We start from the raw sequence: 14,954 nt of genomic DNA on the forward strand, positions 1-14,954 counted from the left end.
CCCTGTGCACCTGAGTGACAGGAGATGAGCAATGCCCGTACGTTCCGTTTGTGTGTTCTGTGGTGCCAGCATTGGCGCCAACCCTGCTTACCGTGAAGCTGCCGTCGCGCTCGGCCAGGCCATTGCCCGCCGTGGCCTGACCCTGGTGTATGGCGGCAGCGCCGTGGGCCTGATGGGCGTGGTGGCCGACGCGGCCATGGCAGCAGGTGGCGAAGTGGTCGGCATCATCCCGCAAAGCCTGTTGGACGCTGAAGTCGGCCACAAAGGCCTGACGCGCCTGGAGGTGGTCGATGGCATGCACGCGCGCAAGGCACGCATGGCCGAGCTGAGCGATGCCTTCATCGCCCTGCCGGGTGGGCTGGGTACGCTGGAAGAATTGTTCGAGGTATGGACCTGGGGGCAACTGGGCTATCACGCCAAGCCGCTGGGGCTGCTCGATGTGAACGGCTTCTATGACAAGCTGGGCGGGTTCCTCGACCATATCGTCGAAGAAGGCTTTGTGCGGCCGCAACATCGGGCGATGTTGTTGTTGGAGCAGCAGCCGGATGCGCTGCTGGACGGGATGGACAGCTTTGTTGCGCCGGTGGCGCCGAAGTGGGTCGACAAGAAGCCTGATTGAAGCTGAGACTTTTGGGACCGCTTTGCGGTCCTTTCGCGACACAAGGCCGCTCCTACACCGACCGCGCCCCTCGGATTTATCGGGTTTGCGCGATCAATGTAGGAGCGGCCTTGTGTCGCGATGGGCTGCAAAGCAGCCCCAAAAAAACGATCAGTTAACGTGGAATGACAGGCTGGCGCGGCTTCTTGTTGCCCTTGCCACCCTTGGCCGCTTCCTTGCGCTCTTTGGCCGCCTTCTCGTTACGCGCAAACGCCTCGGCCTTGGCCTTCTCGCGCTTGTCCCACGGTTTGCTGCCATCACTGGCACGCGGTGGCAGGCCCGTGTGCTGGGTAAGGATCTTCTGATCCTTGCCCACCTTGTGGCTGCCCGCCGGCGTCGAGTTCTTGCGGCGTGCGCTCTGGTAGGTATCGGTCTGCGGCTGGTGCAGCGGGATCAGCTGGTGCTTGCCCGGGCCGATCAGGTCGGCACGGCCCATACGCTGCAGTGCTTCACGCAGCATCGGCCAGCCTTTCGGGTCGTGGTAGCGCAAGAACGCCTTGTGCAGGCGGCGCTGCTCGTCGCTCTTGACGATCTCCACCCCTTCGCTCTTGTAGGTCACCTTGCGCAGCGGGTTCTTGCCCGAGTGGTACATGGCCGTGGCAGAAGCCATCGGCGACGGGTAGAACGCCTGTACCTGGTCGGCGCGGAAGCCGTTGCCTTTCAGCCACAGGGCCAGGTTCATCATGTCTTCGTCGGTGGTACCCGGGTGCGCGGCGATGAAGTACGGGATCAGGTACTGTTCCTTCCCCGCCTCTTTCGAGAACTTCTCGAACATGCGCTTGAAGCGGTCGTAGGTGCCGATGCCCGGCTTCATCATCTTGTCCAGCGGGCCACGCTCGGTGTGCTCCGGGGCAATCTTCAGGTAACCGCCCACATGGTGGGTGACCAGCTCCTTCACGTACTCCGGCGACTCGACGGCCAGGTCGTAACGCAGGCCCGAGGCGATCAGGATCTTCTTCACACCTGGCAAGGCACGGGCCTTGCGGTACAGCTCGATCAACGAGCTGTGGTCGGTGTTGAGGTTTTCGCAGATACCGGGGAACACGCACGACGGCTTACGGCAGTGCTTCTCGATATCGTGGCTCTTGCAGGCGATGCGGTACATGTTGGCGGTCGGGCCGCCAAGGTCGGAGACCACGCCGGTGAAGCCCGGCACCTTGTCGCGCATCTCTTCGATCTCGTTCAGGATCGACTCGTGCGAGCGGTTCTGGATGATGCGGCCTTCGTGCTCGGTGATCGAGCAGAAGGTGCAGCCGCCGAAGCAGCCACGCATGATGTTCACCGAGAAACGGATCATCTCGTAGGCCGGGATGCGCTCCTTGCCATAGGCCGGGTGCGGCACACGGGCGTACGGCATGCCGAACACGTAGTCCATTTCTTCGGTGCTCATGGGGATGGGTGGCGGGTTGAACCACACATCCACTTCGCCATGCTTCTGCACGAGGGCGCGGGCGTTGCCCGGGTTAGTCTCCAGGTGCAGCACGCGGTTGGCGTGGGCGTAGAGAACCGGGTCGTTACGCACCTTTTCGAACGACGGCAGGCGGATCACCGATTTTTCACGGGTCACACTCGGACTGTCGAGGATCTGCACCACTTTGGCTTCGTTCGGGTCTTCCTGGTCGCCCTTGGCCTGCTCGATCGCGCAGGCCTGGGTGTCCTGGGTGTTCACGTACGGGTTGATGATCTTGTCGACGCGGCCTGGGCGGTCGATACGTGTGGAGTCGATCTCGTACCAGCCCTGTGGGGTATCACGGCGCACGAAGGCCGTGCCGCGCACGTCGGTGATGCTCTCGATCTTCTCGCCGTTGGACAGGCGCTGGGCCACTTCGACCACCGCGCGCTCGGCGTTGCCGAACAGCAGGATGTCGGCACTGGCGTCGATCAGGATCGAATGGCGAACCTTGTCCTGCCAGTAGTCGTAGTGCGCGATGCGGCGCAGCGACGCCTCGATGCCGCCGAGTACGATCGGCACATGCTTGTAGGCTTCCTTGCAGCGCTGGCTGTACACCAGGCTGGCGCGGTCCGGACGGCTGCCGGCCAGGCCACCAGGGGTGTAGGCGTCGTCCGAACGCATCTTCTTGTCTGCGGTGTAGCGGTTGATCATCGAGTCCATGTTGCCCGCGGCCACACCGAAGAACAGGTTCGGCTCGCCGAGCTTCATGAAGTCGTCTTTCGACTGCCAGTTCGGCTGGGCAATGATGCCCACGCGGAAGCCCTGGGCCTCCAGCAGGCGGCCGATGATGGCCATGCCGAACGACGGATGGTCGACGTAGGCATCACCGGTCACGATGATGATGTCGCAGGAATCCCAGCCGAGCAGATCCATCTCCTCCCTGCTCATCGGCAGGAAAGGTGCTGGCCCGAAGCATTCGGCCCAGTACTTGGGATAGTCGTAGAGTGGTTTGGCTGCTTGCATGTCAGTGACCGGTTCTGGTGTGCAGGGAAATCGCGGGCGCGGAATATAGCACAAATTTTGACCAAATCCGACGATGGTTGTCGGATTCATGAGGATCGACGAAAGAAAACATCGCCCCCTGTGGGAGCGGGTTTACCCGCGAATGCGGCGGTACAGCTGACATCGCATTCGCGGGTAAACCCGCTCCCACAGGGAACCGATAATTGTCTCAGTGCTTATTCGTCGTCGTCGAAGTTGTACATGCCCGGTGCGAGGTTCTCGAAGCGGGTGTACTTGCCGATGAACGCCAGGCGTACGAAGCCGATGGGGCCGTTACGCTGCTTACCGATGATGATTTCCGCCACGCCCTTGTGCTCGGTCTCGGGGTGGTACACCTCGTCGCGGTACACGAACATGATCACGTCGGCGTCCTGCTCGATTGCACCGGATTCACGCAAGTCGGAGTTCACCGGGCGTTTGTTCGGGCGCTGTTCCAGGGAGCGGTTCAGCTGCGACAGGGCGATGACCGGGCAGTTGAATTCCTTGGCCAGGGCCTTGAGCGAGCGGGAGATCTCGGAAATTTCGTTGGTCCGGTTGTCGCCGGCCGACCCCGGGATCTGCATCAGCTGCAGGTAGTCGACCATGATCATGGCGATTTCGCCGTGCTCACGGGCCAGCCGACGGGTACGGGCGCGCATTTCCGAGGGGCTGATGCCAGCGGTATCGTCGATGAACAGCTTGCGGTCGTTGAGCAGGTTCACCGCCGAGGTCAGGCGCGGCCAGTCATCGTCGTCCAGCTGGCCGGAACGCACCTTGGTCTGGTCGATTCTGCCCAGCGACGAAAGCATACGCATGATCAGCGATTCGCCTGGCATCTCGAGGGAGAACACCAGCACAGCCTTGTCGGTACGCAGCACGGCGTTTTCCACAAGGTTCATGGCAAAGGTGGTCTTACCCATCGACGGACGGCCCGCGACGATGATCAGGTCGGCAGCCTGCAGGCCACTGGTTTTTTCATCCAGGTCGGTAAAGCCGGTGGACACGCCGGTGATATCGCTGTCGGAGTTGAACAGCGTATCGATGCGGTCGATGGCCATGGTCAACAGCTCGTTGACGCCTACCGGGCCACCGGTTTTCGGCCGCGCCTCGGCGATCTGGAAGATCTGCCGTTCGGCATCGTCGAGGATTTCTTCGGCGTTACGCCCCTGCGGGTTGAAGGCGTTGTCGGCAATGTCGGTACTGATGCTGATCAGTTGGCGCAACGTGGCCCGCTCGCGAATGATCGCGGCATAGGCCTTGATGTTGGCCACCGATGGGGTGTTCTTGGCCAGTTCGGCCAGGTACGCCAGGCCGCCGATTTGCGAAGAGAGGCCTTCTTTATCCAGCTGCTCGTGCAGGGTCACCACGTCGAATGGCTGGTTGGCGTCGGCCAACTTGTGCACGGCACGGAAGATCAGGCGGTGGTCATGCCGGTAGAAGTCGCCATCCGACACCTGATCCAGCACCCGCTCCCAGGCGTTGTTGTCCAGCATCAGGCCACCGAGCACGGCCTGTTCGGCCTCGATGGAATGCGGCGGCACCTTCAGGGCTGCGGTTTGCAGGTCTAGCTGTTCGGAGGTGGTGATCTCGTTCATGGCCACGAAAGAATTCTGGAGGATGAAAAAGACAAAGGGCACGGCCTGTCGAAAACAGGACCGTGCCCGATGTTAACCGCCTGGCTCGCAAGGAGCCAGCCAGTCAGCGCAGCTTAGGCAGCTACGACAACCACGCGTACGGTGGCTTCAACGTCGCTGTGCAGGTGCACGGCTACGTCGTATTCGCCAACCTGACGGATGGTGCCGTTCGGCAGACGAACTTCAGCTTTGGCCACTTCAACGCCGGAGGCGGTCAGGGCGTCAGCGATGTCGTGGGTGCCGATCGAACCGAACAGCTTGCCTTCGTCGCCAGCGGTGGCAGTGATGGTCACTTCCAGCTCGGCCAGTTGGGCAGCGCGGCTTTCAGCCGAAGCTTTCTTGTCAGCGGCTGCTTTTTCCAGCTCGGCGCGACGCTCTTCGAACGCAGCCAGGTTGGCGGCGTTGGCAACGGTGGCCTTGCCGAATGGCAGCAGGAAGTTACGGCCGTAACCAGCCTTAACTTTTACTTTGTCGCCCAGGTTGCCCAGGTTAGCGACTTTTTCCAGCAGGATCAGTTCCATTTGGTAAAACCTCTTAACTTTTAACCTTCACCGTTCGCGGAGTCATTCCCCTTGGGGGACTTGCGACCGCGAAAATCAATCAGGCTGTCGACAATGGCCAAAACCACCAGCAACGGATAAATCAGCTGCATGATCAGCGGCAGCGTCACGTACATGCCCACCAGCCAGAAACCGGCCAGTCGCCCCTGTGCCACCAGCCCATGCATCAAGGCGATGCCGGCCAGTACCAGAACCAGGCTCGAAGCCGATGCCAGGATGATGAACTGCGGGCCGATAAACGGCGCCACCACCATCACTGCCACCAAGACCGCCATGGTCTGTTTCGGCAACTTCAGTTCGCGAAACTCGCGACCGAAGCCTCCAGGGTTGTACAACGCTGCCTGCCAGTAGCGCGCCAGCATTAACGCCAACACACTGAACAATTGCACCGTCACTGCTGTGGAAGCGACCAGCACAGGGCGGATCAGCTCACCGGAGAGCACCGGTTGCCCTTCGATTTTCGGCATGGCTTCGGCAAACGCCTTGGCCAGCACATCGAAGGTTTGGGCCAGCGCCAGATCAAGCACGAGGCTAAACGCCACGGCGAACACGGCACTGGCCAGCAACACCCGGCTCCAGGGATGCTCGGCACGCAACATGGCGGCCAGGGCCAGGGCACCCGCAATCACCAGAAAGGTGATGGGATCGCCCATGACCCACACGGCCAGCCCGGCGAGCAGGCCGCCGGCGATGACCGTTGTAGCATCCTTGAACCCACGCCGCAGCAGCACAAGGCTGCTGGCAGCGGCACTCAACCAGAACAGCAGCGGCAGTACCGCGCTGATGACCACCACCAGGGTGGCCTGCACACGACCGCGCATGATGAAACTTGCTAACGCTCGCATGCTAATCCCTTACTGCTTGTCGACGACCCGGTCTCAGCGGCCGTGGCTGTCGGTGTAGGGCAGCAGGGCCAGGAAGCGGGCGCGCTTGATAGCGGTAGCCAGCTGACGCTGATAACGAGCTTTGGTACCGGTGATACGGCTTGGAACGATCTTGCCGGTTTCGGATACGTAAGCTTTCAGGGTGTTGAGATCTTTGAAGTCGATCTCTTTCACGTCTTCAGCAGTGAAGCGGCAGAATTTACGACGACGGAAGAAACGTGCCATTTAATAGGCTCCTCTAAAGGTCCGTGGATTACTCGTCAGCGTTATCGCTGGAGTCGCTGTCATTGCTGTCGTCGCCTTCGGCGGAGTCAGCATGCTCAGGACGCTCGCGACGCTCACGGCGCTCGCTGCGGTTCTCTTCAGCCTTCAGCATCTCGGACTGGCCGGTAACGGCTTCGTCGCGACGGATGACCAGGTTACGGATAACGGCATCGTTGTAGCGGAAGTTGTCTTCCAGCTCGGCCAGGGCCTTGCCGGTGCACTCAACGTTCAGCATCACGTAGTGAGCCTTGTGAACATTGTTGATTGCGTAGGCCAGTTGACGACGGCCCCAGTCTTCCAGGCGGTGGATTTTGCCACCATCTTCTTCGATCAGCTTGGTGTAACGCTCAACCATGCCGCCGACTTGTTCGCTCTGGTCCGGGTGAACCAGGAAGATGATTTCGTAATGACGCATGAATGCTCCTTACGGGTTAGTAGTCTGCCAGGAAATCTGGTCAGACAAGGAGTGAATGACACTGTATGTCTTGCACGGAGGGGAGGCACATGAGCGCCTGCCAGCTCGGCAAGGGGCGCAATTGTAGAGAAGGCGGGGCGGACAAGCAAGGAGATTGGTGAATATTTGAACAGCCTGAAACACTTTATGCCTGCCCCGGCCCTATCGCCTGTAGGAGCGGCCTTGTGTCGCGAAAGGGCCGCAAAGCGGCCCCAGGATTTATGCATCGACACAGAGATCCCGGGACCGCTTTGCGGTCCTTTCGCGACACAAGGCCGCTCCTACAAGATCAGCGCTTGGCCTGCCGCTGCCGCACGGCTTCGAACAGGCAAACGCCGGTCGCTACCGAAACGTTCAGGCTGCTGACGCTGCCGCCCATCGGCAACTTCACAAGGAAGTCGCAATGTTCGCGGGTCAGCCGGCGCATGCCCTTGCCTTCCGCGCCCATGATCATCACCAGCGGCCCGGTCAGGTCCTGCTGGTAGATCTCCTGCTCGGCCTCGCCCGCAGTACCCACCACCCACAGGCCACGCTGCTGCAGTTTCTCCAGCGTACGCGCCAGGTTGGTCACGGCCACCAGCGGGATCACCTCTGCCGCACCGCAGGCCACCTTGCGCACAACCGGCGTCAGCGTGGCCGATTTGTCCTTGGGCACGATCACAGCCGTGGCACCCGCCGCATCGGCCGTACGCAGGCACGCGCCGAGGTTGTGCGGGTCGGTCACACCGTCCAGCACCAGGATCAGCGGCGGCGTTTCGGTGCGCTCAAGCAACTCTTCGAGCATCAACTCGCCCCATACCTGGCTTGGGCTGACCTCGGCGACCACGCCCTGGTGCACACCTTCTACCCAGGCATCCAGCTCACGGCGCTCGGCCTGGCCGACCGGCACGCGGTTTTCCGCCGCCAGCGCCAGCAAGGTTTCCAGGCGTGGCTCGCTGCGCCCTTCCGACAGCCAGATCTGCTTGACCCGCTTCGGATGGTGCTTCAGCAATGCCTGCACGGCGTGCACGCCGTAGATCTTTTCCAGCTGACTCATGACTTGCTCTTGCTCTTGCGTGGCGCACCGGACTTCGGCGGGCCTTTACGGTGCTTGGTCGGCTTGCCGGAACCGGAGGGCTTGCCACCTTTGTCCGACTTGCTGCTGGCATGGCCGCCACTGCGCGCCTCGCTCATCAGCGCCTTTTTCATTTCGCGGCTCTTGCGCACTTCGGCGTTACGCTGCACGGCGTCTTTCGGGAAGTACGCCTCGGCGGTTTCGCTCTTGCGGCTACGCGGTTTAGGCGTGGCTTTCGCTTCGGTTACTGGCTGCTGTTCAACCTTGTCGGCTGCTGGCGCGGCGCCGCGCTGCTTGCGGCCGATCGGTGCAGCGAGGGTTTTTTCCGCCACTTCGAAGTCGATCTTGCGCTCGTCCAGGTCAACACGCATGACCTTCACTTCGATGGTGTCGCCCAGGCGGAAGCTGCGGCCGGTGCGCTCGCCCGACAGGCGGTGGTGCACCGGGTCGAAGTGGTAGTAGTCGCCCGGCAGCGCACTGACGTGCACCAGGCCTTCTACATAGATGTCGGTCAGTTCGACGAACAGGCCGAAACCGGTCACGGCGGTGATCACACCCGGGAAGGTCTCGCCCACGCGATCCTTCATGAACTCGCACTTGAGCCAGTTCACCACGTCACGGGTGGCTTCGTCGGCCCGGCGCTCGGTCATCGAGCACTGCTCGCCGAGTTGCTCCAGGGTGTTCTCGTCGTACGGGTAGATACGCGCCTTGGGGATGCTCATGGCGCCGGCACGCTTGACGTGCGGGGTATCGACCTTGGAACGGATGATGCTGCGGATGGCGCGGTGCACCAGCAGGTCCGGGTAGCGGCGGATCGGCGAGGTGAAGTGGGTATACGCCTCGTAGTTCAGGCCGAAGTGGCCATTGTTCTCGGTGCTGTACACCGCCTGGCTCAGCGAGCGCAGCATCACGGTCTGGATCAGGTGGAAGTCCGGGCGCCCGGCGATGCTCGCCAGCAGGGCCTGGTAATCCTTCGGTGAAGGGTCCTTGCCTTTGTGCAGGCTCAGGCCCAGCTCACCCAGGAAGGCGCGCAGTTTTTCCAGGCGCTCCGGCGGCGGGCCGTCGTGCACGCGGTACAGGGCTGGCACGCCGTGCTTTTGCAGGAACTCGGCGGTGGCCACGTTGGCCGCCAACATGCATTCCTCGATCAGCTTGTGGGCATCGTTGCGCACGGTCGGGCGGATTTCCGCGATCTTGCGCTGGTCGCCGAAGATGATGCGGGTTTCCTGGGTTTCGAAGTCGATGGCGCCCCGGGTGTGACGGGCATCCACCAGCACCTTGTACAGGTTGTACAGGTTCTTCAGGTCCGGCACGACTTCCTTGTATTCCTCGCGCAGCGCCTTGCCCTCACGGGTGCGGGCGTGCTCGAGCATGCTGCTGACCTTGTTGTAGGTCAGGCGGGCGTGGGAATGGATAACGCCTTCGTAGAACTGGTAGTCGACCATCTGGCCGGCTTTGTTCATGGTCATTTCGCAGACCATGGCCAGGCGATCGACATGCGGGTTCAGCGAGCACAGGCCGTTGGACAACTCCTCAGGCAGCATTGGCACTACACGCTCGGGGAAGTACACCGAGTTGCCGCGCTGCTGGGCTTCGACGTCCAGGGCCGAGCCCAGGCGTACGTAGCTGGACACATCGGCAATGGCCACGTACAGGCGCCAGCCACCGGAGAACAGGCGCAGCTTGCCCAGCGGTTCGCAATAGACAGCATCGTCGAAGTCGCGCGCATCTTCGCCGTCGATGGTGACGAACGGCAGATGGCGCAGATCGACGCGCTTCTCTTTGTCCTTCTCTTCGACTTCGGAGCGGAACTTGCGCGCTTCCTTGATCACATCCTTGGGCCAGACGTGCGGGATATCGTAGCTGCGCAAGGCAACGTCGATTTCCATGCCCGGCGCCATGTAGTTGCCGATGACCTCGACCACGTCGCCTTGCGGCTGGAAGCGCGGGGTTGGCCAGTGGGTGATCTTGATCTCGACGAACTGGCCGATCTTCGCGCCGCCGTTACGCCCGGCGGTCACCAGCACTTCCTGCTGGATCTTCGGGTTGTCCGGGGTTACGTAGCCAATGCCACCTTCTTCGAAGTAACGGCCGACCACGCTTTCGTGGGCACGGGAGATGACCTCGACCAGCACACCTTCGCGGCGGCCACGGCGGTCGACGCCAGAGACACGGGCCAGGCCGCGGTCACCGTCGAACACCAGGCGCATCTGCGACGGGCTGAGGAACAGGTCTTCGCTGCCGTCATCGGGAATAAGGAAGCCGAAGCCATCGCGGTGGCCGGAGACGCGACCACAGATCAGGTCCAGCTTGTCTACCGGGGCATAAGTGCCGCGCCGGGTATAGATAAGCTGGCCGTCACGCTCCATGGCACGCAGGCGGCGGCGCAGGGCTTCGATCTGGTCTTCTTCGTACAGACCGAACTCGGCCGCCAGCTCCTCACGCGCAGCCGGTTCGCCACGGTCGGCGAGGCGCTGCAGGATCAGCTCACGGCTGGGGATAGGGTTGTCGTATTTTTCCGCTTCGCGAGCGGCCTCGGGATCGAGGGATTGCCAATCGGCCATCAGAAGGGGTTCACCTTGGGGTATATAGATAGGAATTCTGGCATAGGCGTATTGAAACCGGAAATGTCAGCCTTGGACAGCCCCACCGGCGCTTCCGGCGAGCAGGAATAGGCCTGCGGAATCAACAAGTTGAATTTTTTGAAATTTTTTTCGTTTGGGGGGTTTACAGCCCCCCGGACCGTCCGTATAGTGCGCACCACAACGACGGACAACCCCGAAGTTGTAGTAGAGATGAACGACGCTGTAAAGCATCAAGTAACCTCGAATGTGTGCCCAGGTGGCGGAATTGGTAGACGCGCTGGTTTCAGGTATCAGTGACCGCAAGGTCGTGGAAGTTCGAGTCTTCTCCTGGGCACCAAATATTTTCAAGTAACAGATGACCAAGGATCTGTTACTACTGTGTGAAAGCTGACGATAGTCGCCTTCAACAGATGATGTAAAGCTTTGCCCAGGTGGCGGAATTGGTAGACGCGCTGGTTTCAGGTATCAGTGACCGCAAGGTCGTGGAAGTTCGAGTCTTCTCCTGGGCACCATACAAAAACCCACTAGCTTGCTAGTGGGTTTTTTCTTGCCTGCGTTTTTTGCATTCCCTCTCTCCCTGCCCTCTCTTTCGTTGCAATCCAGAATGATTCCTATCTAGGATTGGGCTTTCTCTCATGGAGCGAGCGAACGATGAGCACGGACCTGACGACCCCTCACCCGCTACAGGCGTGCTGGGACCTGCAACTGGCGGGCCTCGCTGCCGATGCCTTGCGCGTGGCTCTGACAATCGACCTGTTCGAGCACCTTGAGCAATTCACCGCACCCGCTCAGCTGGCGAATGTACTGGACCTTGAACCTTTCAATACTGGCTACCTGCTGGAAATGCTCTGGGCACAAGGCCTGCTTGAGCGCGATGAGCAGGGCAGCCGTTACCGCAATGGAGAAACTGCCAAACGCTATTTGCGCCGGAGCGCCGGCAACTATTGCGGCGATGCCCTGCTCTTTCGTCATCAAGTTCTGCGCCAGGCTGGCCAACCACTGGAACAGGCACTGCGCAATGGCCTGCCACCCGCAGCAGCCCCTGGCCCGGAAATGGCCCAACGCTGGGCCGAGGCGGCACGGGTGCAGATTGCCCAGGAGCAATTGGCGGTTACTGTGGACGTGGCGTGCGCGCTGATCGAACGCCTACCGCAGGCACCGCGATTGCAACGCATGCTCGACTTGGGCGGCGGGCCAGGCCTGGTCGCCATTGCCCTGGCCCGGCAGCTACCGGATTTGCACGGGACAGTATTCGACTTCGCCGAAACCGCAGCGGTGGCACAGGAGAATATTGTTCGCGCCGGGCTGGAGAAGCGCCTAGGCATTATCGGCGGCGATCTGGACCTGGATGATATTGGCAGTGGCTATGACCTGATCTGGTGCTCATCGGTATTCCACTTCGCTCATGACCTTGATGGGTTGCTGCGGCGACTGCATGCTGCGCTGAACCCAGGTGGCGTACTGGTGTGCTGCCATGCCGAGGTGCCGGATGACCAGCAGAGTGCCGCGCGGGTGCTGCCTTATTATCTGCATATGCGCATGCAGGGGCGGCATGTGTTGCCGGCCGGGGAGCTAGCTGAGCGGTTGCGCGGCATCGGGTTTGTCGAAGTACAGCAACAGGATGGCCTGAGATACCCGGTTGCGCCGGTAACCGCAGTGATTGCCAGTAGGGGGTAATCCAGTACAGACCCTGAAGGTTAAACCATGGTCTGCCCCATGAATTTCTCGTCACGCGGCCACTTGAGAAACGATTTCGTTTACCATTGTTTCCAAATATGTAGCCGTAAGCGAGGAAGTACCCGCATGACGATCCGCCCGCAACCGCTGATGCGTACCTTGGCCGCCGCCGTGCTGAGCCTGGTCATCGGCGCTCCGGCCGCCATGGCAGACGCACCGGTCACCCTGACCATGTACAACGGTCAGCACAAGGAAATCGGCGAAGCCATCGCCAAGGCCTACGAGGCCAAGACCGGCATCCACATCGATATCCGCAAGGGCAGCAGCAACCAGCTGGCCAGCCAGATCATCGAGGAAGGCGACCGTTCGCCAGCCGACCTCATCTACACCGAAGAGTCCCCGCCCCTGAACAACCTGGGCGAACTGGGCCTGCTGGCGAAGATCGACGACGCCACCGCGAACATGATGCCCAAGGAATACGTAGGCGCCAACGGCACCTGGATGGGCATCACCGCGCGCACGCGCATCGTGGTGTACAACCCGAAGAAGGTCGATGAAAAAGACCTGCCGACCACGGTGATGGACTTCGCCAACCCTGAGTGGGAAGGCCGCGTCGGCTACGTACCCACCAGCGGTGCATTCCAGGAGCAGGCCGTGGCCATCCTGAAAATGCATGGTCGTGAAGCCACCGAAGAATGGCTGACCGGCCTGAAAGCCTTTGGCAAAACCTACACCAACAACATGGTCGCCCTCAAAGCCGTGGAAAAAGGTGAAGTGGCTGCGGTACTGGTGAACAACTACTACTGGTACGCACTTGAACGCGAACGCGGCAAGCTGGACACCAAGCTCTACTACCTGGCCGATGGCGATGCCGGCAACCTGGTGACCATCTCTGGCGCCGCTGTGGTCAAGGCCAGCAAGCACCCGAAAGAAGCCCAGGCCCTGCTCAACTGGATGGCCAGCGAAGAAGGCCAACGGGTGATCACCCAGACCACCGCCGAGTATCCGCTGCACAAGGGCATGGTTTCCGACCGTGGCCTGAAGCCGTTCGAAGACCTGCGCCCGCCGAAAATCTCGCCGGCCGACCTGGGCAATGCCGAGGAAGCCATCGAGCTTGAACGCGAGGTCGGCCTGCTCTGATGACCGCCGCCCTGTCCGAGCCGGCACCGGTACGCTTCGTACCGCGCCGCAAGCGCCCCTCCATCTGGGTGGTGCTGCCTGTGCTGTTCCTGGTGGCGATGAGCTTGCTGCCGCTGCTGTATGTCGCCATCAAAGCCTGGGAAGCCGGCTGGCGTGAAGCCTTGCACCTGCTGTGGCGCCCTTTTGTCTGGGGGCTGATGCGCAATACCCTGATGCTGATGGTCGGGGTGACGCTGACCTGCATGGTGGTCGGCCTGGCCCTGGCCTGGCTGCTGGAGCGCAGCAACCTGGCTGGCCGACGGCTGTGGGGCGTGGTGCTTTGCCTGCCCTTCGCGGTGCCGTCGTTCGTCAGCAGTTTCACCTGGGTGTCGCTGAGCTCGGACTTCGAAGGGCTGGGCGGGGCCATCCTGGTCATGGCCCTGTCCAAGTACCCACTGGTGTTCCTGCCGGTGGCCGCCACCCTGCGCAACCTCGACACCTCGCTGGAGGAGTCGGCGCGCACCCTGGGTTGCAGCCGCTGGGGCGTGTTCATCAAGGTCACCTTGCCACTGCTGTGGCCGTCGATGCTCGGCGGAGCGCTGCTGATCGCCCTGCACATGCTGGTGGAGTTCGGTGCGCTGTCGATCCTCGGCCTGCAGACCTTCACCACGGCGATCTACCAGCAGTTCGAACTGGAATTCAGCAATGCCAACGCAGCCATGCTGTCTGCCGTACTGCTGGCGATGTGCCTGGTGATGCTGTGGCTGGAATTGCGTGTACGTGGCAAAGCCCGCCATGTGCGCATCGGCCAAGGCGTGGCACGCCGCGCGCAACCCGTGCGGCTGCGTGGCTGGGCCGTACCGGCGCAGCTACTCTGCGTGGCCCTGGCAGTGCTGGGCAGCGGTATCCCGCTGGCCATGCTCGGCTACTGGCTGAGCGTGGGTTCGTCGGCAGCATTCCCGGTGGGGGCCATCTCCAAGGCGCTGTTCACCTCGCTGTCGGTGTCGCTTGGCGGCGCCGGTTTCTGTGTGCTGCTGGCGCTACCGATCAGCTTCCTGGTGGTGCGCTACAAAGGCCGCCTGGCGATCTGGGCCGAGCGCTTGCCGTACCTGCTGCACGCCCTGCCCGGCCTGGTGATTGCACTGACCCTGGTGTTCTTCGCCCTGCACTACGTGCCGGCGCTGTACCAGACCACGGCGTTGCTGCTGTTGGCGTATGCGCTGCTGTTCCTGCCATTGGCGCAGTCACCGGTGCGCACCGCGCTGAACAAGGCCTCGCCAACACTGGAAGAGGCTGCGCGAACCTTGGGTGCCAGCAGCTTCACGGCATTCTGCCGGGTGACCCTGCCGATCATCTTCCCGGCCATGGCGGCAGCGTTTGCGCTGGTGTTCCTGGATGCCATGAAAGAACTGACAGCTACCCTGCTGCTCAGCCCGACCGGGATGACCACCCTGGCTACCGAGGTGTGGGCGCATACGGCCAACGTCGAGTTCGCGGCGGCGGCGCCCTATGCGGCCTTGCTGATCGTGGTGTCGGGGCTGCCGGTTTATCTGCTGACCACGCGGATGTACCTGAACAAGGCATAAACCGCGTAGCCCTCATCGCCGGCAAGCCAGCTCCCACAGGTACAG

At 61.7% G+C, this 14,954-nt stretch carries 12 protein-coding genes and 2 tRNA genes; 6 read left to right on the forward strand and 8 right to left on the reverse strand.

The window, feature by feature from the left end; all coding sequences use genetic code 11:
• The first annotated feature begins 31 nt into the window (after positions 1-31).
• On the forward strand, positions 32-619 hold the full coding sequence (locus QQ992_RS25310) for a cytokinin riboside 5'-monophosphate phosphoribohydrolase (RefSeq protein ID WP_286111485.1): 588 nt from the start codon (positions 32-34) through the stop codon (positions 617-619).
• Between the two features lie 154 nt (positions 620-773).
• Here the strand turns inward: QQ992_RS25310 and QQ992_RS25315 are convergent, their stop codons facing one another.
• The 8 genes from QQ992_RS25315 to rnr all read right to left on the reverse strand — a co-directional run bounded on the left by QQ992_RS25315 (position 774) and on the right by rnr (position 10,506).
• Complete coding sequence (locus tag QQ992_RS25315) at positions 774-3,074, reverse strand: YgiQ family radical SAM protein (protein ID WP_025752453.1); 2,301 nt, start codon at positions 3,072-3,074, stop codon at positions 774-776.
• Between the two features lie 215 nt (positions 3,075-3,289).
• Complete coding sequence (gene dnaB / locus QQ992_RS25320; RefSeq protein WP_025752446.1) at positions 3,290-4,687, reverse strand: replicative DNA helicase; 1,398 nt, start codon at positions 4,685-4,687, stop codon at positions 3,290-3,292.
• Between the two features lie 113 nt (positions 4,688-4,800).
• On the reverse strand, positions 4,801-5,247 hold the full coding sequence (gene rplI, locus QQ992_RS25325) for a 50S ribosomal protein L9 (RefSeq protein WP_003249568.1): 447 nt from the start codon (positions 5,245-5,247) through the stop codon (positions 4,801-4,803).
• A 20-nt stretch (positions 5,248-5,267) separates the two neighbouring features.
• Positions 5,268-6,131 (reverse strand): hypothetical protein, encoded by an 864-nt coding sequence (locus QQ992_RS25330; protein ID WP_019098921.1) that lies wholly within the window; start codon positions 6,129-6,131, stop codon positions 5,268-5,270.
• A 33-nt stretch (positions 6,132-6,164) separates the two neighbouring features.
• Positions 6,165-6,395 carry a 30S ribosomal protein S18 gene (rpsR, locus tag QQ992_RS25335; RefSeq protein WP_003249563.1) on the reverse strand — a complete coding sequence of 77 codons (231 nt, stop codon included), beginning with the start codon at positions 6,393-6,395 and terminating at the stop codon, positions 6,165-6,167.
• Between the two features lie 28 nt (positions 6,396-6,423).
• Positions 6,424-6,849 carry a 30S ribosomal protein S6 gene (rpsF, locus tag QQ992_RS25340; RefSeq protein ID WP_003249557.1) on the reverse strand — a complete coding sequence of 142 codons (426 nt, stop codon included), beginning with the start codon at positions 6,847-6,849 and terminating at the stop codon, positions 6,424-6,426.
• A gap of 328 nt (positions 6,850-7,177) precedes the next feature.
• Complete coding sequence (rlmB, locus tag QQ992_RS25345) at positions 7,178-7,924, reverse strand: 23S rRNA (guanosine(2251)-2'-O)-methyltransferase RlmB (protein WP_016712311.1); 747 nt, start codon at positions 7,922-7,924, stop codon at positions 7,178-7,180.
• Positions 7,921-10,506 carry a ribonuclease R gene (rnr, locus tag QQ992_RS25350; protein ID WP_286111487.1) on the reverse strand — a complete coding sequence of 862 codons (2,586 nt, stop codon included), beginning with the start codon at positions 10,504-10,506 and terminating at the stop codon, positions 7,921-7,923. Before rnr ends, rlmB begins: the two co-directional genes overlap by 4 nt.
• Before the next feature lie 271 nt (positions 10,507-10,777).
• Between rnr and QQ992_RS25355 the strand changes: the two genes are divergently transcribed.
• The 5 genes from QQ992_RS25355 (at position 10,778) to QQ992_RS25375 (ending at position 14,909) form a co-directional block, all read left to right on the forward strand.
• Positions 10,778-10,864 (forward strand) — tRNA-Leu (locus QQ992_RS25355).
• Positions 10,865-10,952: 88 nt separating this feature from the next.
• Positions 10,953-11,039: transfer RNA gene (locus QQ992_RS25360), tRNA-Leu, on the forward strand.
• Between the two features lie 139 nt (positions 11,040-11,178).
• Positions 11,179-12,204: a methyltransferase domain-containing protein gene (locus QQ992_RS25365; RefSeq protein ID WP_286111489.1), complete on the forward strand. Its 1,026-nt coding sequence runs from the start codon at positions 11,179-11,181 to the stop codon at positions 12,202-12,204.
• A gap of 126 nt (positions 12,205-12,330) precedes the next feature.
• The gene (locus tag QQ992_RS25370; protein WP_119371596.1) at positions 12,331-13,344 is read left to right on the forward strand and encodes an extracellular solute-binding protein; all 1,014 of its coding nucleotides are present in this window, start codon (positions 12,331-12,333) and stop codon (positions 13,342-13,344) included.
• Positions 13,344-14,909: an ABC transporter permease gene (locus tag QQ992_RS25375; RefSeq protein ID WP_119371597.1), complete on the forward strand. Its 1,566-nt coding sequence runs from the start codon at positions 13,344-13,346 to the stop codon at positions 14,907-14,909. The genes QQ992_RS25370 and QQ992_RS25375 overlap by 1 nt, the downstream gene beginning before the upstream one ends.
• Positions 14,910-14,954: the final 45 nt, after the last annotated feature.

Origin of the sequence: Pseudomonas kurunegalensis, from assembly GCF_030291635.1 — a bacterium.
GTDB classification, from domain to species: Bacteria; Pseudomonadota; Gammaproteobacteria; order Pseudomonadales; family Pseudomonadaceae; genus Aquipseudomonas; species Aquipseudomonas monteilii.